Below are 20,565 nucleotides of genomic sequence, written 5' to 3'. Positions count from 1 at the left end.
CGCCGGAATGCTGGGGATAAGTGACAGGGCGAATGTCCCCCGCTATCGAACCTGAATGGCCGACCCGCGGATCATCGACGTGCAACTCGACGAGACCAGTCTCGGCTGGCGCTCGCCCGACGTCGAGCAGGAGCGGCGGATCGCGATCTTCGACCTGATCGAGGGCAATCACTTCGCCCCGCAGCGAGCCTATGCCGACGGCTATGCGGGGCCGTACAAGATCAAGCTCCAGTCGGAGGAAGGACGCCTCGGCATCCATATCCACCGCGAGGACGACACGCATCTCGAGACTTTGGTGCTCGCGCTCGGGCGCTTCCGACGGCCGATCCGCGATTATTTCGCGATCTGCGACAGCTATTACCAAGCGATCCGGCAATCTTCCCCGGCGCAGATCGAGACGGTCGACATGGCCCGCCGGGGCGTCCACAACGAGGCCGCCGAGCTGCTGAAAGAGCGTCTCGACGGCAAGATCGAGGTCGATTTCGACACTGCGCGACGGCTGTTCACGCTGATCTGCGTCCTCCACATCCGCAACTAGAAGACCCATGGCTCACGCACTTTTGAAATTCGCGGCCGCGCTCGCCGCGACCGGCTTTGTCGGCATCTGCGGCTGGACCGCGGCAACCGGCTGGCACCCCGACGTCAAGCAATACCCGCTGCAGGGCATCGACCTCGCCGAGAACCCAGGCTCGGTCGAGTGGGGAACGGTGCGCGCGAGCGGCGCCGACTTTGCCTACATCGTCGCGACGTCGGGTACCGACCGGCGCGATCCGGCATTCGAGGCGAATTGGGCGGCGCTGCCCGACGCGGGCCTGCGACGCGGTGCGGTTCATGTCTATTCCTTGTGCCAGCGCGCGGACGAGCAGGCGAACGCGTTCAACACCTTCGTACCGCGGACGTCGGACGCATTGCCGACCGCGGTCGACATCGCCTTCCACGACGACTGTACCGCGCGGCCGGATCGCGCGACCCTGATCGCCGACATCGCGCAGTTCGTGACGATGGTCGAGACGCACACCCGCCAGCCGGTGATGCTGCGGATCAGCAAGGCGGTGGATTCGAAATACACGCTGTCCGACGCCGTCCCGCGGCCGCTATGGGCGGTGGAGAATATCCTCAAGCCCGACTACACCGCGCGGCCGTGGCGGATGTGGCGCGCGAGCGACTTCCGCCGCATCGACGGGATCGAGGGACCGGTGAACTGGGACGTGGTGGCATCATGACTGATCAAGCAACGCAACTCGTGGCGGCAGCACGCGACGCCTCGCGCAACGCCCACGCGCCCTATTCGCGGTTCGCGGTTGGTGCCGCCGTCCTGCTCGACGACGGCAGCGTCATCACCGGTGCCAATTTCGAGAATGCGAGCTACGGCCTGTCGCTCTGCGCCGAGACCGTCGCGATCGCCACCGCGAGCGCAGCGGGCCGCCTCCGTGATATCGTCGCGATCGGCGTGATCGGCGGCGCGATGGATGCGGAGGGCCGCGCGACCGGCACGTCCCCCGTCAGCCCGTGCGGCCGCTGTCGCCAGGTCATCAACGAAGCCGCGCAGATGGGCAGCCGCGACCTGCCGGTGCATTGCGGTGCAGCCGAGGGTGACGCGATCCGAACCTACACGGTATCGGAGTTGCTCCCCGACGCGTTCGGCCCGGCGGACCTCGGGATCCGCTAAACCGGACCGGCGGACGCCGTAGGGCCGGCGCTGCGCAGACGGCGACGTGCGGCATGGTACTCGACACGCCCGAACAGCAGATCGAGATCCTCGCGACTGACGTCGAAAGTTTCGCCGAGATCGGCAAGTGCCTTGTCCAGATCCTCGGTACGAAGCGCGGATTCGATCGGCGCGGGCACTGCAACCGCGAAGCGGTGCGGATAGCTATGCCCTGAAAACCGGTGGAACAGGATGCCGCACGCCGTCAGTATGAGGGCGTTGAGCGCGATCGGAACGAGCACGAATGCAAATCCCGCGTCGATGACCGCAGGCCCCCCGATAACCGCGGTCAGCGCGACCGCCCCCGCCGGCGGATGCAGCGACCGGGTCAGCGACATCATCAGGATCGCCGCGCCGACCGCGATCGGCGCGGCGAGTTCGGGCATCGGTACGAGGATCCTGACGGTGACCCCGACCAGCGCGGCGATACTGTTCCCGCCGATGACGGACCAAGGTTGTGCCAGCGGGCTCGCCGGTACCGCGAACACAAGTACGGCGGCGGCCCCCATCGGCGCGGCGATCAGCAGGAATGTCCCGTGCGGGTGGACGATCGCCGCGCTGATCGCGCTGGTCAGGCCGATGCCGAGCAGCGCGCCCAGACACGCCCAAAGTCGGTCCTTCAGGTTGCCCCCCGCAAGAATGGGATCGAAGAGTTTGCGCATGCGAGACACCCGGTAGAAGATGCCATGCCCATATGGCGGGATCACCGGCATGTCACGGCGGCCGGTCGGTCCTTTGGCATCCGATGAGTTCGCTTACCCCTGCTCGGGCATTTCATAGAAACCGCGGAACCGCTTGCTCGGCGCGAACGCGCTTGTCTGGCCGATCACTGTTTCGCCTGCTCCCATGACCAGAACCCCGCCCGGCTTCAGTGCCTTAGCGATTTTCGGGAACACCGCCGCCTTCGTGTCGGCGGACAGGTACAACAACACGTTGCGGCAAAGGACGACATCGAACTGTCCGGGCGGCACCGGATCGGTGACAAGGTTCATCCGACGGAACGCGACCATCCCGAGCAGTTCGGGCTTTGCCAACCAGTCGCTACCGGTCGTGCCGAACCAGCGGATCATGCGACGCACCGGCAACCCGCGCTGGATCTCGAACTGCGTGAACCGGCCGGATCGCGCGCGCGCCACGGCCGCGTCGGACACGTCGGTGGCGACGATATCCGGCATCGGTGCGCCGCTCGTCTCACGCCGTTCGGCAAACTGCATCGCGAGCGACAACGGCTCCTGGCCTGTCGAACAGCCCGCGCACCAGATGCGAGCTCGATAGCCTTTACGTTCGGCTTCGGCGACTACCTTAGCGAGCATGTCAAACACCTGCGCGTCGCGGAAGAACGACGTTTCCTGATTGACAAGGGCATCCACGATCGAGTCGCCGATTGAACGATCGCTTCCCTGGAGCAACTGAGTCACCAACTGGTCGAGCGTCTCGAGCTTGCGCTCGCGCAGCAGAGGTTTGAGCGCAGTGTCGAGCCGCCATGAGCGATAGGCGGCGATCTGTTGGCCGGTGCGCGCCTCGAGCAAGGCGGTGAGGACGTTGATCGTAGCCTGCGACGCGGCGGGTGCGGGATTGGCGCGGGACGTCATGGTCGACGTCGCGTCGCGGCCAGGCGGCCGATCGCGTCGGGGGCTAAAACTGCGTCCGCGACGCCGGCCGAAGCAACCGCCCCCGGCATGCCCCACACGACCGAACTTCGCTGGTCCTGTGCGATGACGCACCCGCCGCTGTCGTGCACGTGTCGCGCCCCCTCCGCACCGTCGCGCCCCATGCCGCTGAGAATGACCGCGAGCAGGCGCGCGCCGTAGACATCGGCAAGCGATGCAAGCATCGGATCGACCGACGGCATGCAACCGCTTGCTACGACCTCGTTCGTCAGGCGGAAGGCTGCGCCACCCTCGGGCAGCTTTATGGCTTTGAGATGCGCGTCGCCAGGCGCGATGATGATCCGACCCGGACGGATCCGCATCCGGTCGACCGCGACGTCGCACGGACGCCCTGCAAGCACTGAGATTTGCGCGGCGAAATACGGCATGAATGACGCCGGCAAATGCTGGGTAATGACGATCGGCAGACGGAACCCGGCGGGCATCTGACCGAACATCTGGCTCAGCGCGTGAATGCCGCCGGTCGACGCGCCGATCGCGACGATGTCATAGTCGTCGCTGGTCGAGACCGGGCGGGTCGGCATCGGCCTGCCGTCGCGCGGTAATGGCGCGACAGTCGAGCGCACGAATGGCGCAGACGGCATCTGCGCCGAAGACTCGCACAACATCTCGAGCTTATTGAGCAGAGCCGAACCGAACCGCGTCGACAACGCGCTCGTCGACGGTTTGGTCAGCGTCTCGGCCGCGCCAAGAGCGAGCGCACGGATCGCAGTCGCGCCCCCCTCGTCCGCGCTGGACGACACAATGAGAACCTTGGCGCCCTGCCCCGCCGCGATCAGGTCTGGCAATGCGCTGAGCCCGTCGATCCCAGGCATCTCGATGTCGAGCAAGATCACGTCGACGGTCGCGCGCTCCAGGAACGCCAAGGCCGCCGCTACGTTGCCGACCGCGCCGACCACCGAGAACCGGTCGCTCGCATCGATCAACCGGGCGATCACCGCGCGGACGACCACCGAGTCATCGACGATCAGCACGCGGGCAGTGTCGAGTCCGTCGCGGCCCGCGTACCGCTCCGCAGAATGGGTCCGGGTCGTCACGGCCGAACCCGAATCAGGCCATGCCGACGATCTGGAGCTTCGATTCCAGCGTGTCGCGATCGAACGGCTTCATGACGTATTCGTCGGCACCGGCCTCGATCGCCGCACGGATATACGCCATGCCGTTCTCTGTGGTGCAGAACACGACCTTTGGGCGCCGCGGCACGTCCGCCTCACGTAGCGCGCGAAGAAAATCCATGCCGCTCATCACCGGCATATTCCAGTCTAGCAGGATCACGTCGGGGATCGACACCATGCAGGACGCCAGCGCCTCACGGCCATCGCACGCTTCGGTCACGGTAAACTCGAGCGTCTCGAGAATGTGGCGCGCTACTTTTCGGATCACTTTCGAATCGTCGACGACAAGACAAGTCTTCATGGAAAGCCTTCCGGGAAATCGTGCGACCGTCCTAGGTCGCAAACAGTAAGCAGCGGGTTAAGCGTTGGAACTTCTGCGCAAAACGTCAGGACGCAATCGTCGAGACCGGCAGGACGGCAGCGAGATCGATGATCAGCAAGGCCTCGCGGTCGCGCTCGACGATCCCCATGCCGACCGACGCCCAACCGCCGCGTAGCGCGAGCCCGGACGATAGCGGCAGCCGGGCGAACGGTGCGACGTCCTCGACGGAATCCACGAGGATTGCGTAGTGATGCCCGTCGACGATCGTGATCACCGCGCGGCGCATCGCCTCGGGAGTTGGCGTCAGCCCCAGCGCAGTCCCCGTGTCGATCACCGTCACGACCCGGCTGCGCAACGCGGCCAATCCGCGGACGAACGGCTCGGCGCGAGGCACGGCAACGATCTCGCCGATATCGACCACCGAATCGACCTGCGCCGCGTCGATCGCGACACCGCGGCCTGCGATATGCGCGATCAGGAAAAGGTCGCTCACAATCCCCTCCGGGCTGCGATTGCCGCGATCAGTGCGGGGCGGTCGTAGCGATAGACGCTCGAATCATGATCGCCGTCCGCGACCCGCGATCGGCGCAGCGTCACCACCGGCGCGTGCGTAGCGGCGACCGCTGTATCCTCCATCGCCAGTGCGACCGCGGCCGTCTCGCCCGCCACAAGCACGGTGACGCAGCGATACCCCAATGCCTCCAGCGCGGGTTTCAGGAACGTTTCCATCCAGCCCGATCCGTCGACCTGCAACAGGCATATCGGCGGGGACACAATCTTGACTGGTTCGCCTGCGAACAAGGCATGCGGATCGACCACTTCGACCTGCTCGCCGGCGATCAGGACGACACCCGCGATCGGGGCTCCTGCGTCCGTCCCGCCACGTCGCGTCGGCTTCATCTCCGCCGGCAATTCGACGATCTCGATCGCGTCGGCGATCGCATAGGCCATCTCGCTCTCTCCGTCGGTGAGCCTTAGCACTGCGATTTCGGTCCGGTCGCCGAACCCGCCGACCGCATGGACAGGAATGATCGCGTCACTGATCGTCAGCCGCAGCGCCCCCGCGGTCCAGCGGATTGCGTCGACCGGCACGGGTTCGACGCGGTCGATTACCGCCAGCGCGATCGCGCGTCGCTGCCCGTCGAGATCGTCGAACAGCAGCGCCGGCACACCCGGAACGGAAACGTCCGCGACCGCATCGTCCACCACGACCGGCGCGAACCGCAGGCCGGCGACGGTCGCGATCCCCGCCGCGTCGAGCAACAGCATCGGCAGGCCGTTGTCGGGTAGAGTCATTCCTGCATAAACGCCCGTTGCCATGATCGCGGGCGACGCCGGCTTCACGACGAGTTCCTCGGTATCGATCACGGTGTCGACGCCCAACGCAAATTCGCCTTCGCGAGTCGATACGATGACCAGCGTCGGCGGCAGGTCCGATCCCAGCCCGAACAGTCCGCCAAGCGCCACCAAGGGCATGCGACGCCCCCGCACCAGAACCGCCCCCGCATCGCCTATCGTCTCGATCCGCACCTGGTCGCCGCGAACCAGCACGATCTCCTCGACCGACTGGCGCGCAAGCGCGAAACGCTGTGTCCCGACTTGGACGATCAACGTCGTCAGGATCGACAGCGTCAGCGGCACGCGTGCGATAATTCGAAGACCGCGCCCTGGATCGTTCACGAGAACGATGCGCCCGCCGATCTGCTCGATGTTCGCGCGTACCACGTCCATGCCGACGCCGCGTCCCGACGTCGCGGTCACGATATCGCGGCTCGACAGTCCGGGGGCGAAGATCAGGTCGAGTTTCGCCGCATCGCTCATCACCGCCAGTTCGGCCGCGGTGTAGAACTTCTGTTCGGCCGCCTTGGCGACGATGCGCGCAACGTCGATGCCCCGGCCGTCGTCGCTGATCTCGATGAGGATCTGGTTGCCCGATTGACGTGCGGACACGACCAGCCGACCTGCTTGAGGCTTGCCTGCGGTCCGACGTGCCTCAGGCGTCTCGATACCATGATCGATCGCGTTGCGAATGACGTGGAGCAACGGATCGCGCATCAACTCGATCATCTCGCGGTCGAGCTCGACGTCGGCGCCCTCGATTACAAGGTTGACCGCCTTGCCCAGTTCCGCGCTTGTATCGCGCACCACTCGCGGCAGCGCGGAAAATAACGCGTCGACCTTCTGCATGCGGGTTCGCGTGACCGTGTCGCGCATATCGGCGACAGTGAGCGACAATCGCTCCAGCGCGGCTTCGACCTGTGGATCGGCGCCGCCGTCACGCAACCGTCGCGCGAGATCATTGCGGGCAAGGACCATGTCGGACATACCGCTCATCATCCGATCGAGCAGGTCCACATTGAGCCGGACGTTGCGGCTGACCGCGCGTCCCGTCTGCGCCGCGACGACCACGGCCTTGGGTTTCGCATCGGGGGCCAACGCGGCAATCAGCGACTCTTCTGTCGTATCGTCCAGCGTGATGCCCGCGTCGATCGCCTCGACGATTGCGCCGATCCGATCCACGATGCCGAGTACGCCGTCGACCAGCGCGGTACCGGGCGTCCGCCGGCCATCGCGCACCGCCGCCAGCACGTCCTCGGCCGCATGGCTCAGCCTGGCAAGTCGCGGCAAATCCAGGAAGCCGCAGCTGCCCTTGACGGTATGGACGAAGCGGAAGATCGCATCGAGACGCGCGCCATCGCCGGGTTCGGCCTCCCACGCGACGATCTCGCCGGAGATCGCCTCCAGCGTTTCACGCGTCTCGGCAATGAATTCGTGTAACAGATCGTCCATGCGAGCCCCGCGTTAGAGCCCGTCATGCATGCGTCAGGTTAAGGCGAGGTTAGTTGTCTCGTTCCTGGCGACATCGCTCCTGGCGACATCAACGCGCGTTGAAGACTGCGCCGAAGATCATGATGCCCTCGGCCGGCTCCGATACGATCACCGTTCCGCCGGCTTCCGCGACGACGGTATTGATCATGTACGCAGCCGCCGCGCGTGGCGTGACGGTGTGTGCGCCCTCCCCTTCGACCAGCGTCCGGCGGATCTCCGGGTCGAGCACGATCCGGGTGCCTTCGATCTTGACCACGATCTCCAACTGGCCGTCATTGTCCTCGCCGCCGACCTCCATCGTGCCGCCGCGCACGAGCGATTCGGTTGCGACGAGCACGAGATTGAGCAGTATCTTAACCGCCGACCTGGACATCGTCGGCGTCTCGACCGCCCAGACGAAGGTTATCCGCTTGTTCTCGGCGACCAGCCCTTCGATCGCGGTCCGTGCCTCCTGGGTGTCGACCAGTTCGCCGAACCCGCCGGCTGCGCCGAACGCCAGGCGGAAGAACTTCAGCTTGCTTGCCGAAGCGCGCGCGCTGTCCGCGAGCAACTCCATGACGCGCTCGCGCATCGCCGGATCGGTCTCGTCCGCCAGCAGTTCGAGCCCGTTGTTGAGCGCCCCCACGGGCGACAGCAGGTCGTGACACAGGCGCGAACAGAGCAGGCTCGCGAAATCGACCGGGCTGACCGTCATGAAATTCCCCTAATTCTGGAAGGTCTTGTGGCTGGCGGGCCGCCGCTACGCAATGCCAACTTGCGGTACCCTATACAGTAGAAGCCGCCACCCTTCTTCCTCCCTCCCTGAAAGGGAGGGGTCGGGGGTGGGTCGGCCCGTTTGATCCACACCCGCAGGATATGCGGAAGCCAACCCACCCCCAGCCCCTCCCTTCCAGGGAGGGGGGAAGAAGGGTGGCGCTACTCAACGACCTCGATCGCCTCCTCGACAAACGCCCCCACCTCGGCCGACTGCCACGCCCGAGCCTCACCACCACCAAGGATCACCCAGACCGCCCCATCCCCCATCGCCTGCGCCGCATCCCGAGGAGACGGCACCGGCAGCCCAGACGGATGCGAATGATAATGCCCGATCACTGCCAGCCCGCCTCCCCGAGCCCGCCGATGGGCCGCAAACAAAGCAGCCGGGTCGATCTCGAAAGCCCGCGCAGTGTTCGCCGCCACGTTCGCGTACGCCTCCGCCGCCTCGATCCGCCCGGTCGCTCCGAACAGCAACCCACAGACCTCTGCATCCGGCGACGCAGCAGCTTCTGCGATCAACTGCTTCAGCAGTTCGCTTGAAATCGTCACGCTCATCGCCACATCAGTATGACATGGACCGGGGGGTTTCCATCGTCGAAGCATCGATCACGCCGGCCACGGATGGCTGGAGACTTGATCGTGCGCTCGCCGAAGTGTTGCCCGATATGTCGCGCGAGCGATTGAAGGGACTGATCGCCGCGGGCCAGGTTACCTTCAACGGTCGCGAATGGCGCGATTCGGCGAAGAAGGCGGCGGCCGGTCAGGTGTTTGCCGTCGCGATCCCTCCGCCGACCCCGCTGCACAACGAAGCGCAGGACATCCCGCTCGTCGTGGCGTACGAAGACGAGGACCTGATCGTGATCGACAAGCCCGCGGGCTTGGTCGTCCACCCCGCCGCGGGCAATTTCGACGGTACGCTCGTCAACGCGCTGCTCCACCACTGCGCCGGCAACCTGTCGGGTATCGGCGGCGTCGCGCGGCCCGGCATCGTGCACCGCATCGACAAGGACACGTCTGGCTTGATGATCGCTGCCAAGACGGACCGCGCGCACGAGGGGCTCGCCAAGCAGTTCCACGACCACAGCATCGACCGTCGCTACAAGGCGATCGTCGGCGGTGTCCCGCGCCCGCCGAGCGGGACGGTCAACGCACCGCTCGCGCGGAGTCCGCAGAACCGCAAGAAGATCGCGATCGTCGAGGGCGGCAAGCGCGCGGTGACGCATTTCTCGACTATAAAGACTCTGCGCGATGCGGCGCTGATCGAATGCCGGCTCGAGACGGGCCGGACGCACCAGGTGCGCGTGCACATGGCGTCGATCGGCCACGCCTTGTTGGGGGACCCGGTCTATGGTAGAACAAAGCAAGCTCAGAAGTCGCTGCTCGAAACGCTCGGTTTCCGCCGGCAAGCCTTGCACGCGGCGCATCTGGGGTTCATCCATCCGGTGAAAAGCATCGCTTTGGCGTTCGAAAGCGAAATGCCCGCAGACATGCAGGAACTGTTCACCCAGCTTCACGTATAGATAATCGGTCCTATGCCGCATTGCGGCAATCGGGGTCAGCAGAAAGGGATTACGACAATGGCAGCCCGCTCCAACGTTCCAGCGACGATTCCTGCGCTCGGCAGCGAGGCGGGCCTCAATCGCTATCTCGCCGAGATCAAGAAATTCCCGCTGCTGAAACCCGAGCAGGAATACATGCTCGCCAAGCGCTTCCAGGAGCATGGCGACACCGAGGCTGCGGCGCAGCTTGTGACCTCGCATCTCCGCCTCGTGGCGAAGATCGCGATGGGCTATCGCGGCTATGGCCTGCCAACGTCGGAGCTGATCTCCGAGGGCAATATCGGCCTTATGCAGGGCGTGAAGAAGTTCGAGCCCGAGCGTGGCTTCCGTCTCGCCACCTATGCGATGTGGTGGATCCGCGCGTCGATCCAGGAGTACATCCTGCGCTCTTGGAGCCTCGTGAAGATGGGCACCACCGCAGCGCAGAAGAAGCTTTTCTTCAACCTTCGGCGGATGAAGAGCCGTCTCGATGCTTTCGAGGACGGCGATCTGCGTCCCGAGCACGTCACCAAGATCGCGACGGATCTGGGTGTCGCGGAAACCGACGTCGTCAGCATGAACCGTCGCATGGCTATGGGCGGCGATACGTCGCTCAACGTACCGATGCGCGAGGACGGCGAGGGCCAGTGGCAGGATTGGCTGCAGGACGACGCACCGTTGCAGGACAAGATCGTCGCCGATGCGCAGGAGGCGGACGTTCGCCATTCGATGCTGGTGTCGGCGATGGACGACCTCAACGAGCGCGAGCAGCACATCCTGACCGAGCGTCGCCTGACGGATGATCCCAAGACGCTCGAGGAATTGTCGCAGGTCTACGGCGTGTCGCGCGAGCGCGTGCGGCAGATCGAGGTGCGCGCTTTCGAGAAGCTGCAAAAGGCGATGATGCGTATCGCTGGCGAGAAGCGCCTGCTGGCGGCGTAACATGGTACGCACCGTCGTCATCGGCGGCGGTGCGGCCGGTATTGCCGCGGCACGGACGTTACATGATGCGGGGCAAGAAGTCCTACTGCTAGAAGCTAGCGACCGTCTCGGCGGCAGAGCCCATAGCCTTTCCCTGAAAAGCTTGCTCCCCCGCGAAGGCGGGGGCCCAGACTGGACCCCCGCCTTCGCGGGGGAACATGTAGATGCCGGTTGCGGTTGGCTACACTCTGCCCAGCGCAACCCGTGGACTCAAATTGCCGAGACGACAGGATTCACCGTCGACCGCTCCGACGCGAACTGGCGCACCCAGTGGAGCGACCTCGGCTTCCCACCCGAAGCCCAGTCAGCCTCTGCCACAGCTTACCAAGATTGGAACGAGCGCGCCCTAGCCGCCCTTGAAGGCCCCGACCGCCCCCTCTCCGACTTCATCGACGCGCACGACAAGTGGCGCCCGAAGATCGACGCGATCTCCGGCTACGCCAACGGCGCGAACCTGACCCAAGTGTCGCTCCACGACTGGGCCGCCTACGAAGACGCCGCCACCGACGACAACTGGACGGTCAAGGAAGGCTACGGCACGCTCGTCGCCAGCCACGCCGCCGGCCTGAACATCCGCCTCTCGACCCCGGTAACGCGCATCGACCACAGCGGTCGCCGCATCAAACTCGACACCCCGGCTGGAACGATCGAGGCGGACCACGTGATCGTCTGCGTCCCCACTACCGTCCTTGCCAAATCACAAATCGTGTTCAACCCGCCGCTCCCCGACAAGCACGCCGCCGCCGCGGACCTTCCGCTTGGGCTCGCGGACAAGGTGTTCCTCCACGTCGACCGCCCCGAATGGCCGACCAACGCGCATTTGATCGGCAACCCGTACCGCGCTTGCACCGCCAGCCACCGCCTGTCGCCGTTCGGCTGGCCGATCGTCGAGAGCTTCTTCGGCGGCGACTGCGCGGAAATGCTGGAAGGCCGTGACGCCGCGCAGTTCGCGATCGACGAACTTGTCGGCTTGCTCGGCAGCGATTGGCGCAAGCGCTTCACCCCGCTCGCTGCAACCCGCTGGCGGCACGAACCCTATATCGGCGGCAGCTACAGTCATGCGCGAATTGGCAGGGCCGGGCAGCGCGCCGTCCTAGCCGGATCGGTCGACGGGCGTATCCACTTCGCCGGCGAAGCATGCCACGCGTTCGACTTCTCGACAGCACATGGCGCGTACGAAACCGGCGTGACCGCCGCCCGCGCGGTCATTGGCGAGGCCGCGACGATCGCATAAGGAGCGGCGATGGGCCTTATCCGCATCGCCGCCAAGATCGTCCTCGCATTTGTCCTGATCACGGTCGCGTGGGTCGGAATCTATCGCTTCGTGCCGGTGCCGTTCACCTGGACGATGATGGGCGACGTGATCAACGGGCACGGTGTGACCAAGGACTGGATGCCGCTGTCGGAGATGGACCCCGACATGGCGCGCGCGGCGATCGCGGGCGAGGATTCGCGGTTCTGTTCGCATCACGGCTTCGATTTCAAGGCGATGGCGGGGGCGGCGGCGCGTAATGCGCAGGGCGGCCGGATCCGTGGCGGCTCGACGATCAGCCAGCAGACCGCGAAGAACGCGTTCCTGTTCCAGGGCGGCGGCTATGTGCGCAAAGTGTTCGAGGCGTATTTTACGGTGCTGATCGAGGCGCTGTGGCCGAAGCGGCGGATCATGGAAGTGTATCTCAACATCGCCGAGACCGGGATCGGGACCTATGGCGCGAACGCCGGTGCGATCCGGTATTTTAATCACGACGCGTCGCGGCTGTCACCGACCGAAGCGGGGCGGATTGCCGCCGTCTTGCCATTGCCGAAGAAGCGGGCTGCGATCGATCCGCATGGCTTCGTGCGGAAGCATGGGAACACGCTGTCGCGGCGGGTTTCTGTGGTTCGGAACGATGGGCTGGATAGCTGTTTGCGGTGAGGGCCAACAAGACCGCCAGCTGAAGGTACCACCCCGGCGAAGGCCGGGGCCAGTTGGACAGGTGTTCGTGACGACCGCCACATCGAGTTAGCACCGTTCCCCAACTGAGCCCCGGCCTTCGCCGGGGTGGTGCCAATTTCTGTTTTCGCTCCGAGGCCCTGTGTGCTCCCGCCAAGGCGGGAGCCCAGGCTGGATCCCCGCCTTCGCGGGGACACACTGTAGTTTACTGCGTCGACTTTTCGACCGCGTCGCCAGCCTTGTCGGCCGCACTTCCAACGCTCTTCGCCGCCGAGGTGATGGCAGCGTCCTTACTATTCTGCGCGCCTTGGCGGCTGAACAGGTAATAGCCACCGATGAGCACTGCGATCAGCAGGACGACGCCGATCAGCATGCCGCTGCCGCCGCCGCGGCGTTCGATGATCGTGGTGTGAGTGGTCGGGGTTTCGACGATACGCTCTTCGGCCATTTTGACTCTCCCTGATTACTGGAGAGCGCAACGCCGACCGAAGAACGATTGTTCCCGCGCCGAAACGAACCCGATTTGGTTCAGAACGGCAGCTTGAAGCCTGGCGGCAGCTGCAACCCGCTGGTCATCTTCGACATCTCGCTGCCCGACACCGCATCCGCCTTCGCGCGCGCGTCGTTGAACGCCGCCGTCAGCAGATCCTCGAGCATCTGCTTCTCGCTCGCCTGCATCAGCGAATCGTCGATTGCGATGTTGATGATGCGGCCCTTGGCGGAGGCCTTGATCTTGACCAGACCGCCGCCGGATGCGCCCTCGACCTCGATCGTGTCGAGATTGGCCTGCGCCTTTTCCATCTCGCTCTGGACGTTTTGCGCCATGGCGAGGATTTCATCGATATTCTTCATGCGTTGCTCCTTTGGCCGGGCCATGATTCGAGTTGAGCGTCGGGAAACGCTGCTACCGCGGCCTTCATGATGGGGGATTCTAGAATAGCCTGGCGCACCGCAGCGTCACCAGCGTCCTGCGTCTCGCGCAGCGTCGGCTGACCGGGCGCGTCGACGATCGACACTTTCCACGCGGTCCGCGTCACCGCCTTCAGCAGCGTGTTCAGTTCGGCGAGCGTGTCCGCGGAGACTGGACGGCTGCCGCTGAGGACGAATTCGGGCGGCGTGTAGCTGACGATCCGCGCGCCGTGACGCAACCGCGCGGCGATGGCGAGACCGCCCGACTCGTCAAGCAGATCGACCAGTGCCTCGAACGTCGGCGGCAGGATAGGTCCGGTCGCCAGGGGCTCGGGCGGCTTAGCAGCGGTTGCAGTCTTCCAGGGCGGCGCTTCGCCAGACGCAGGTGCGGGCGCAGGCAGCGGCGGAGACGTTGGTGCCGCCCCGGGCGCGCCGCCACTGGCGATCTGCCGCGCAAGTTCACCCGGATCGGGCAGCGTCGAGGCGTAGATCGCGCGCAACAACGCCATCTCCGCGGCCTCGATCGGGAGCGCGGCCTTCGCGACCTCGTCATGGCCTTTGAGGAACAACTGCCATAACCGGTGCAGCGCGGGATAGCCGAGCGATGCCGCCCATTCCTCGCGCGCCGCGCGCTCTTCCATCGGTTGCGCGGCATCCGGCGGCGTGCCGACCTTGGTCAGCGTGATGCCGTGGACGGTTTCGAGCAACGAGCGGAGCACTGACAGCGGATCGACGCCGTAATCATATTGGCGGCGCATCGAGGCGAGCGCCGCTGCCCCGTCGCCGGCGAGGATCAGCGTCAGCAGGTCGCGCACCGCACCCCGGTCCGACAAACCGAGCATCTGGCGCACCGCGTCCGCGGTCACGCCGCCGCCTTCGAGCCCGGCATGTGCGATCGCCTGGTCGAGGATCGACAGGCCGTCACGCGCGGAGCCTTCCGCGGCGCGCGCGATCAGCATCAGTGCCTCGGGGTCGGCGACGACGCCCTCCTCCGTCGAGACCCAGGCGAAGTGCTTGGCAAGCTGTTCGGCGGAAATCCGGCGCAGGTCGAACCGCTGGCAGCGCGAGAGGACCGTCACCGGGACCTTGTTCACTTCGGTGGTCGCGAACAGGAATTTCACATGGGGGGGCGGCTCCTCCAGCGTCTTCAGCAGCGCGTTGAACGCGTTCTTCGACAGCATGTGGACTTCGTCGATAATGTAGATCTTGAAGCGCGCGGTGACGGCCGAATAGCGCGACGCGTCGATGATCTCGCGGACGTCGTCGACACCGGTGTGGCTCGCGGCATCCATCTCGATCACGTCGATATGGCGGCCCTCGGCGATCGCGCGGCAGGGTTCGCAGATGCCGCAGGGGTCTATTGTCGGGCCACCGTCGCCGTCAGGGCCGATGCAGTTGAGGGCCTTGGCGATCAGGCGGGCGGTCGACGTCTTGCCGACACCCCGGACGCCGGTCATCAGGAAGGCGTGGGCGAGCCGGTCGCGCTTGATCGCGTTGCCAAGCGTCTGGACCATCGCGTCCTGCCCGATCAGCTCGGAGAAGGTCTGCGGACGGTATTTGCGCGCGAGCACGCGGTAGGCGACGTCGGCCGCCTTGGCCGGCTGCGGGGGTTCGCCCAAGTCGAAGGAATCTGACATTGTGGGCGTCATAGCGCGTGCTGCGCGTGCTGTCGAAGGGGTCGGAAGTTCACAAAGTTCACACGCTGGGAAGAGTGTGCACTTCGACGTGGCCGGAGGCTGGCGAGCGGATTGTCGGAACCTGTGATGTGGGCAATACCGGTCATGCGCGGCTTATGCCACAACGCCGCAGCGTAGGATAATGTTTTGGAACGTTGCGGGAACATCGGGCGTGGTTTTGACCCGATTGCGCTTGGGTGACTGGTTAGCGAGGAATATTAGAAGTGCGCTGCGGCTTAGCCGCATCGTCAGTCGGTGATCTGCACCGCTGGCCGCGCTCGCGTTTGCTTGCAAACGTTCGCGGTGGGAGCCGGGACGACCCGTGGCTTAGTCGTTGTGGCTGCTTCCTTCCGGATCTGACCAAGTTGGCGACGACCACGTCCGCCCGACTCCCGCGGCGCATATGGCGGGGTCAGGCGGGATGATCAAGCCGCTTTAGCTAGAACCGGGTTTAGCGCCCAAGCTTAGCGGTTGTAGCGGACCGTGCGGCAGACGCGCTGGCGATGATGGTTGCGATAGACGTTGCGGCAGACCTGACGCGTGCGGACGACATGGCGACGGTAGCCGGGGCGGCGGTCGTCATGGCGAACGACGGTGCGCTCATGGACGACAGTGCGCTGCGCCGAAGCTTCGGCCGCGATGCCGATGGGCACGAGGCCGGTGAGTGCGACGAGACCGGCGGCGGCGATGGTGAACAACTTCATGATACTCTCCTTTTGGGTGCGGGGCCTCCCGACCCCGGCAACCTAGGTTATCAAACTAAAGGCGTTCGTTACGGTTCCGTACTAGCGGCGGAAGCAGCGACGAACCGGGCCATAATAGCCACGCTCTATCCGGCAGACGACGCGTGAGCGGCCGTATCCGCGGGGTCCGCGATAGCCGTAGCCGCCGCCACGATAGCCGTAGTCGCCACGATATCCGCCGCCATAGGCACGATAGCCACGATCCCTGCCGCGCCAGCCACGGTCACCGTGCCAGCCGCGATTGCCATGCCATCCCCGATCGCCGTGCCAGCCACCATTGCCGCGGGGGCCGTCCCAACCATGGCGCTGCGCATCGGCAGGGGCTGCGGCGAACAGGGTTCCCGCGGCCAGGGCGCCAGCGGCGAACATTGCGATGATCTTCATGTCCGGTACTCCTCTCAAGACCTCGTACATTGAGGCGATGAGGGGATAATCCGCTCCCGGCCGTGCACGTTCCCTGAACCGGCCGTTGTCTTCCTGTAAGCTTTGCTGTCGTTTATTCCGGGATGCGGACGGTCAAGCCGTCGAGCGCATCGGTCAGGCGGATCTGGCAAGCGAGACGGCTGGTGCGCGTCGCATTGTGCGCGAGATCGAGCATGTCCTCCTCGTCCTCGCTTGCGGGCAAAAGTTTGGGGAAGTCGGCCGCATCGACGATGACGTGGCAGGTCGCGCAGGCGAGCTGGCCTTCGCAGGTGCCTTCGAGCGACTGGTTGTCGGCCTGTGCGACGTCGAGCAGGCGGTCTCCGGGGTTGGCTGCAACACTGCTGACGGTGCCGTCGCCGGCGATGAAGCGGACGATCATGGCCATTGCTCCTCGGATGCGGCAACGATCGCATCGATCGCGTCGCGGAGTTCGGTTTCGGTGGTGTAGCGGCCGAAGCCGAGGCGGATGCTGGACCGCGCTTGCGCTTCGGTGAGGCCGATCGCGCGGAGGACGTGGCTCGAGCGGCCGGAGCCGCTGGCACAGGCGGATCCGGCGGAGAAGGCGATGTCGCGCAGGTCGGACATCAGGCGGTTCACGTCCAGGCCTTCGCGGCGGATGTTGAGGTTGCCGTGGTAGCGATGTTCGGTCGAGCCGTTGATCGTCCAGTGGGGGCCTATGCGGTCGAGCGCGAGCGACCAGAGGCGGTCGATGTGTGCAGCGTCCTGATCTTTGCGATCCGCCATGAGTTGTGCGGCGACGCCGAAGCCTGCGCAGAGTGCGGGTGACAGCGTGCCCGATCGGCCGGGGGCTTCCTGCCCGCCGCCGTGCATCAGCGGCGCGAGATCGACGCCGTCGCGGATCCAGAGTGCGCCGATACCCTTGGGGCCGTGGATCTTGTGCGCGGAGATCGCGACGAGGTCGACGGTTTCGGGGATCGACACGCGGCCATAGCCTTGCACCGCGTCGCAGAGCATCAGCGCGCCGGCTGCGTGGGCGATCTCGGCGAGCGCGGCGACCGGTTGCGTGACGCCGATCTCGTTGTTGACAAGCATCGCGGCGACAAGCCCGGTGCCGGGCTGGGTCGGCGCGCGGGGGGTGTCGGGGTTGATTAGCGAGGGTCGACACTCAGGGTCTCCCCTCCCTGGAAGGGAGGGGCTGGGGGTGGGTAGGCCCGCTTGTGTCGCCAACGTCGCCTGATACGGAAGCCGACCCACCCCCGCCCCCTCCCTTTCAGGGAGGGGAGAAGAATCGTGCTGACTGCCGGCATGTCGACTGTCGCTCCACCAAAGGCCGTCTGCGTTGACTGGGAGGATAGTGACGGGGCGTTTCTTCACCGCTTCGGCTTCGACCGTGTCGAGAACGGCGGCGTGTTCGGTGGCGAGCGTCGTGACGGCGCCGGTCGTGCCCTTGATCGCCCAGTTGAGCGCTTCGGTTGCGCCGCTGGTGAAGGCGACGCGGCCACCGGCGGGGAGCAGCGCGGCGACCTGGTCGCGCGCGACTTCGACAGCTGCTTTGGCGCGGCGGCCTTCACGGTGAGAGGAATGTGGGTTGGCGTGTTGCGATTCGAGCCAGGGAAGCATGGCGGCGAGCGCTTCGGGGGCAAGCGGGGTGGTTGCCTGGTAGTCGAGGTACGTCATGCCCCCAGTCTCCCAGGGCGCTTTATGTCCTGGGCGATCCGCGTCCAGGCTTCGGCGAACTTGGCGACGTCTTCGGCTGTCGTGGTCCAGCCGAAGCTGACGCGGACGACTTCGGCGGCGGCTTCGGGGGGATAGCCCATCGCGGCAAGGACGTGGCTTGGGCGCATGCTGCCCGACGAGCACGCGCTGCCCGCGGAGACGGCGAACCCGGCCATGTCGAGGCGGATCAGCTGGGCGGCGGAACTGACGCCGGGCATGCGGTAGGAGGCAATCGTGGGGATGCGGGGGGAGTTTTGCGCGACGATCTCGCCGCCGCCTGCGAGGATGGCTTCGTCGAGTTTGGCGCGAAGGTTGGCCGTCTCGGCGAACCAGTCGCGAGGCGCTTCGAGTGCGGCGGCGAACCCGAGCGCGCCGGGGAGGTTTTCGGTGCCGCCGCGGTAACCGCGCTCCTGCCCGCCGGTCGGGTCGAGCATCCCGAGATCGCGGATCAGCAGCGCGCCGATGCCGGGAGGGCCGCCGAGCTTGTGTGCGGAGACGATCATAAGGTCGGCTTCGGGGAGCGGGAGCTTGCCGGCGGTTTGGGAGCAATCGGCTATCCAGAGACCGGTGGGGCGATCCTGGAGAACGCCTGTTTCGCTGTTGGCGGACTGGAGTGCGATCGTCTGGGCGCCCTCCCCGTTAGCGACGATACCGCCCGCGTCGACTTCCAGCATCATGGGCTGTTCGGCCGCCCGGAGCACCGCGTCATGCTCGACCGCAGCCACCGCAACACCGGGACGCCCCCGCAACGCCAGCGCTGCGGACTCGCTCGCGCCGCTGGTCAGGATCACGTGATGCGGCCAGTCCAGCGCCCTCGCGATCCGCTTCCGCGCATCCTCCAACGCCGCACGTGCCGCCCGCCCCTCGGCATGCGGCGAAGATGGGTTGGCCCAGCGCGCCATGCCCTCGCCAACCGCCGCGACAGCCTCGGCGCGCATCGGCGTGGTGGCGGCGTGATCGAGGTAGATACGCGAGTCGTTACGGGCCAGGGTCGGTTCCAATTGCGAAAAGGGGCTCGAACCCTATATAGCGTTCATATTCCGGCACTCCACCCGAGTGCGTATCCCAGCTCGCGAGTGCCTATGCCAGAAGTCATTTTCCCCGGTCCCGAAGGCCGTCTCGAAGGTCGTTTTGCGCCGGGGCCACGTCCGCGCGCGCCCGTCGCGATGATCCTGCACCCGCATCCGTCGGCCGGCGGCACGATGAACAACGCGATCGTGCAGCAGCTCTACAAGACCTTCCAGCGGCGTGGCTTTGCGACGCTGCGGTTCAACTTCCGCGGCGTCGGCAAGAGCCAAGGCGTGTTCGACAATGGCGTCGGCGAGCTGTCGGATGCGGCAAGCGCGCTCGATTGGGTGCAGAGCTTCCACCCGGAGGCGCAGACGACCTGGATCGCCGGCGTCAGCTTCGGCGCGTGGATCGGCATGCAGTTGTTGATGCGCCGGCCGGAAATTCGCGGGTTCATTTCGGTGGCGCCGCCGGCGAACCTGTACGACTTCACGTTCCTCGCGCCGTGCCCGTCGAGCGGGATTATCATTCAGGGCGAGGCCGACGAGGTCGCGACGCCGGGCGCCACGCAGAAGCTCGTCGACAAGCTCCGCACGCAGAAGCACATCACCATCCATCATGATACGATCCCGAAGGCTAACCACTTCTTCGAGCATGAGATGCCGGAGTTGATGGGGAGCGTGGACAAATATCTCGATATGCGGCTCGACCCGAACTCGCCGATTAGGTGAGATTGTCCTTCTCCCCTCGGGGAGAAGGTGGCGCGGCAGCGTCGGATGAGGGGGAGTTGGGGATCGATACGCGCTCGTCAACGCCCCTCACCCTTCCCCCCGCAAGTCGGCGGGCCCCTTCCCTCTCCCCGCAGGGGCGAGGGAGTTCCGGCGTCACGATCGCCACGTTGGCCAGCAGCACCGCAACCAGCACCAGCACCAGCCCGAATTCGGCGATCCGGTGAGATTATCCTTCTCCCCTCGGGGAGAAGGTGGCGCGTCGGATGAGGGGGAGTTGGGCATCGATACGCGCTCCCACACGCCCCTCACCCTTCCAACCGCAAGTGCGGCGGGCGCCTTCCCTCTCCCCGCAGGGGCGAGGGAGTTACAGCGTCCAGATCGCTACGTTGGCCAGCAGGACTGCGGCCATTATTATCATCAGCACGCCCTTTTTCGTATCGCGCTTCTTCGCGATCAGCACGCCCCCCCCAATGAGGCAGGCGAACATGCCCAGCATGGCGATGGCGGGTGCGGCGGCGGCGATGCTCGTGAGGGCGGCGTTCATGC

The 20,565-nt window shown here is 65.7% G+C and carries 25 protein-coding genes and 1 other RNA gene; 8 read left to right on the top strand and 18 right to left on the bottom strand.

The annotated features are described in order from the left end of the window. Nucleotides 1-55: 55 nt before the first annotated feature. From AC1MH0_RS18820 to AC1MH0_RS18810, 3 genes are read left to right on the top strand one after another with little or no spacing between them, the layout of a single operon-like run. The gene (locus AC1MH0_RS18820) at nt 56-538 is read left to right on the top strand and encodes a UPF0262 family protein (protein WP_056050677.1); all 483 of its coding nucleotides are present in this window, start codon (nt 56-58) and stop codon (nt 536-538) included. A 7-nt stretch (nt 539-545) separates the two neighbouring features. Next, a complete protein-coding gene (locus AC1MH0_RS18815) occupies nt 546-1,223 on the top strand; it encodes a glycoside hydrolase family 25 protein (protein WP_480964024.1) in 678 nt (225 codons plus the stop codon). After that, nucleotides 1,220-1,669: a cytidine deaminase gene (locus AC1MH0_RS18810; protein ID WP_480964023.1), complete on the top strand. Its 450-nt coding sequence runs from the start codon at nt 1,220-1,222 to the stop codon at nt 1,667-1,669. Before AC1MH0_RS18815 ends, AC1MH0_RS18810 begins: the two co-directional genes overlap by 4 nt. Here the strand turns inward: AC1MH0_RS18810 and AC1MH0_RS18805 are convergent. From AC1MH0_RS18805 to AC1MH0_RS18770, 8 genes are all read right to left on the bottom strand, one after another. Further along, nucleotides 1,666-2,415 carry an HPP family protein gene (locus AC1MH0_RS18805; RefSeq protein ID WP_480964022.1) on the bottom strand — a complete coding sequence of 250 codons (750 nt, stop codon included), beginning with the start codon at nt 2,413-2,415 and terminating at the stop codon, nt 1,666-1,668. The two genes, AC1MH0_RS18810 and AC1MH0_RS18805, sit on opposite strands and share 4 nt — an antisense overlap. A gap of 48 nt (nt 2,416-2,463) precedes the next feature. Then, nucleotides 2,464-3,300 (bottom strand): CheR family methyltransferase, encoded by an 837-nt coding sequence (locus AC1MH0_RS18800; protein WP_480964021.1) that lies wholly within the window; start codon nt 3,298-3,300, stop codon nt 2,464-2,466. Then, nucleotides 3,297-4,415 carry a chemotaxis-specific protein-glutamate methyltransferase CheB gene (gene cheB / locus AC1MH0_RS18795; RefSeq protein ID WP_480964020.1) on the bottom strand — a complete coding sequence of 373 codons (1,119 nt, stop codon included), beginning with the start codon at nt 4,413-4,415 and terminating at the stop codon, nt 3,297-3,299. The genes AC1MH0_RS18800 and cheB overlap by 4 nt, the downstream gene beginning before the upstream one ends. A 13-nt stretch (nt 4,416-4,428) precedes the next feature. After that, the gene (locus tag AC1MH0_RS18790) at nt 4,429-4,794 is read right to left on the bottom strand and encodes a response regulator (RefSeq protein ID WP_480964019.1); all 366 of its coding nucleotides are present in this window, start codon (nt 4,792-4,794) and stop codon (nt 4,429-4,431) included. A gap of 85 nt (nt 4,795-4,879) precedes the next feature. Beyond that, entirely contained in the window at nt 4,880-5,308 is a 429-nt protein-coding gene (locus AC1MH0_RS18785) for a chemotaxis protein CheW (RefSeq protein ID WP_480964018.1), read from the bottom strand. Then, nucleotides 5,305-7,605 carry a chemotaxis protein CheA gene (locus AC1MH0_RS18780; protein ID WP_480964017.1) on the bottom strand — a complete coding sequence of 767 codons (2,301 nt, stop codon included), beginning with the start codon at nt 7,603-7,605 and terminating at the stop codon, nt 5,305-5,307. Before AC1MH0_RS18780 ends, AC1MH0_RS18785 begins: the two co-directional genes overlap by 4 nt. Nucleotides 7,606-7,693: 88 nt before the next feature. Then, entirely contained in the window at nt 7,694-8,338 is a 645-nt protein-coding gene (locus tag AC1MH0_RS18775) for a histidine phosphotransferase family protein (RefSeq protein ID WP_480964016.1), read from the bottom strand. A 221-nt stretch (nt 8,339-8,559) separates the two neighbouring features. Next, nucleotides 8,560-8,955, bottom strand: a complete 396-nt coding sequence (locus tag AC1MH0_RS18770) for a M67 family metallopeptidase (RefSeq protein ID WP_480964015.1) — start codon at nt 8,953-8,955, stop codon at nt 8,560-8,562. A gap of 17 nt (nt 8,956-8,972) precedes the next feature. Between AC1MH0_RS18770 and AC1MH0_RS18765 the strand changes: the two genes are divergently transcribed. From AC1MH0_RS18765 to mtgA, 4 genes are read left to right on the top strand one after another with little or no spacing between them, the layout of a single operon-like run. After that, a complete protein-coding gene (locus AC1MH0_RS18765; protein ID WP_480964014.1) occupies nt 8,973-9,920 on the top strand; it encodes an RluA family pseudouridine synthase in 948 nt (315 codons plus the stop codon). Between the two features lie 57 nt (nt 9,921-9,977). Beyond that, the gene (rpoH, locus tag AC1MH0_RS18760) at nt 9,978-10,880 is read left to right on the top strand and encodes an RNA polymerase sigma factor RpoH (RefSeq protein WP_056048373.1); all 903 of its coding nucleotides are present in this window, start codon (nt 9,978-9,980) and stop codon (nt 10,878-10,880) included. Between the two features lies 1 nt (nt 10,881). Then, nucleotides 10,882-12,153 carry a flavin monoamine oxidase family protein gene (locus AC1MH0_RS18755; RefSeq protein ID WP_480964013.1) on the top strand — a complete coding sequence of 424 codons (1,272 nt, stop codon included), beginning with the start codon at nt 10,882-10,884 and terminating at the stop codon, nt 12,151-12,153. A gap of 9 nt (nt 12,154-12,162) precedes the next feature. Then, nucleotides 12,163-12,834 (top strand): monofunctional biosynthetic peptidoglycan transglycosylase, encoded by a 672-nt coding sequence (gene mtgA / locus AC1MH0_RS18750; protein WP_480964012.1) that lies wholly within the window; start codon nt 12,163-12,165, stop codon nt 12,832-12,834. Between the two features lie 223 nt (nt 12,835-13,057). Here mtgA and AC1MH0_RS18745 read toward each other — a convergent pair whose 3' ends face one another. The 9 genes from AC1MH0_RS18745 to AC1MH0_RS18705 all read right to left on the bottom strand — a co-directional run bounded on the left by AC1MH0_RS18745 (nt 13,058) and on the right by AC1MH0_RS18705 (nt 19,281). Further along, entirely contained in the window at nt 13,058-13,300 is a 243-nt protein-coding gene (locus AC1MH0_RS18745; protein ID WP_480964011.1) for a hypothetical protein, read from the bottom strand. Between the two features lie 80 nt (nt 13,301-13,380). Then, nucleotides 13,381-13,704 carry a YbaB/EbfC family nucleoid-associated protein gene (locus AC1MH0_RS18740; protein WP_480964010.1) on the bottom strand — a complete coding sequence of 108 codons (324 nt, stop codon included), beginning with the start codon at nt 13,702-13,704 and terminating at the stop codon, nt 13,381-13,383. Beyond that, nucleotides 13,701-15,398, bottom strand: a complete 1,698-nt coding sequence (locus tag AC1MH0_RS18735; RefSeq protein WP_480964009.1) for a DNA polymerase III subunit gamma/tau — start codon at nt 15,396-15,398, stop codon at nt 13,701-13,703. Before AC1MH0_RS18735 ends, AC1MH0_RS18740 begins: the two co-directional genes overlap by 4 nt. A gap of 340 nt (nt 15,399-15,738) precedes the next feature. Then, an RNA gene (gene ffs, locus AC1MH0_RS18730) (signal recognition particle sRNA small type) lies at nt 15,739-15,832 on the bottom strand. A 69-nt stretch (nt 15,833-15,901) separates the two neighbouring features. After that, on the bottom strand, nt 15,902-16,141 hold the full coding sequence (locus AC1MH0_RS18725; RefSeq protein ID WP_480964008.1) for a hypothetical protein: 240 nt from the start codon (nt 16,139-16,141) through the stop codon (nt 15,902-15,904). An 81-nt stretch (nt 16,142-16,222) separates the two neighbouring features. Next, on the bottom strand, nt 16,223-16,564 hold the full coding sequence (locus AC1MH0_RS18720) for a hypothetical protein (RefSeq protein WP_480964007.1): 342 nt from the start codon (nt 16,562-16,564) through the stop codon (nt 16,223-16,225). A gap of 112 nt (nt 16,565-16,676) precedes the next feature. Beyond that, nucleotides 16,677-16,982 carry a 2Fe-2S iron-sulfur cluster-binding protein gene (locus tag AC1MH0_RS18715; protein WP_480964006.1) on the bottom strand — a complete coding sequence of 102 codons (306 nt, stop codon included), beginning with the start codon at nt 16,980-16,982 and terminating at the stop codon, nt 16,677-16,679. Then, on the bottom strand, nt 16,979-18,241 hold the full coding sequence (locus AC1MH0_RS18710; protein ID WP_480964005.1) for a cysteine desulfurase family protein: 1,263 nt from the start codon (nt 18,239-18,241) through the stop codon (nt 16,979-16,981). Before AC1MH0_RS18710 ends, AC1MH0_RS18715 begins: the two co-directional genes overlap by 4 nt. Beyond that, nucleotides 18,238-19,281, bottom strand: coding sequence for a cysteine desulfurase family protein (locus AC1MH0_RS18705; RefSeq protein ID WP_480964004.1), 1,044 nt, complete (start codon nt 19,279-19,281; stop codon nt 18,238-18,240). Before AC1MH0_RS18705 ends, AC1MH0_RS18710 begins: the two co-directional genes overlap by 4 nt. An 81-nt stretch (nt 19,282-19,362) precedes the next feature. Here AC1MH0_RS18705 and AC1MH0_RS18700 point away from each other — a divergent pair, with 81 nt between their 5' ends. Continuing rightward, nucleotides 19,363-20,019, top strand: coding sequence for an alpha/beta hydrolase (locus AC1MH0_RS18700; protein ID WP_056048342.1), 657 nt, complete (start codon nt 19,363-19,365; stop codon nt 20,017-20,019). 364 nt (nt 20,020-20,383) lie between these two features. On the opposite strand, the gene AC1MH0_RS18695 is transcribed toward AC1MH0_RS18700, so the two are convergent. Then, the gene (locus tag AC1MH0_RS18695; RefSeq protein WP_480964003.1) at nt 20,384-20,563 is read right to left on the bottom strand and encodes a hypothetical protein; all 180 of its coding nucleotides are present in this window, start codon (nt 20,561-20,563) and stop codon (nt 20,384-20,386) included. Nucleotides 20,564-20,565: the final 2 nt, after the last annotated feature.

This window comes from Sphingomonas sp. AP28 (genome assembly GCF_056680455.1).
Note: the sequence above shows the minus strand (reverse complement) of the source record. Positions and strands in the feature narration are given on the sequence as shown.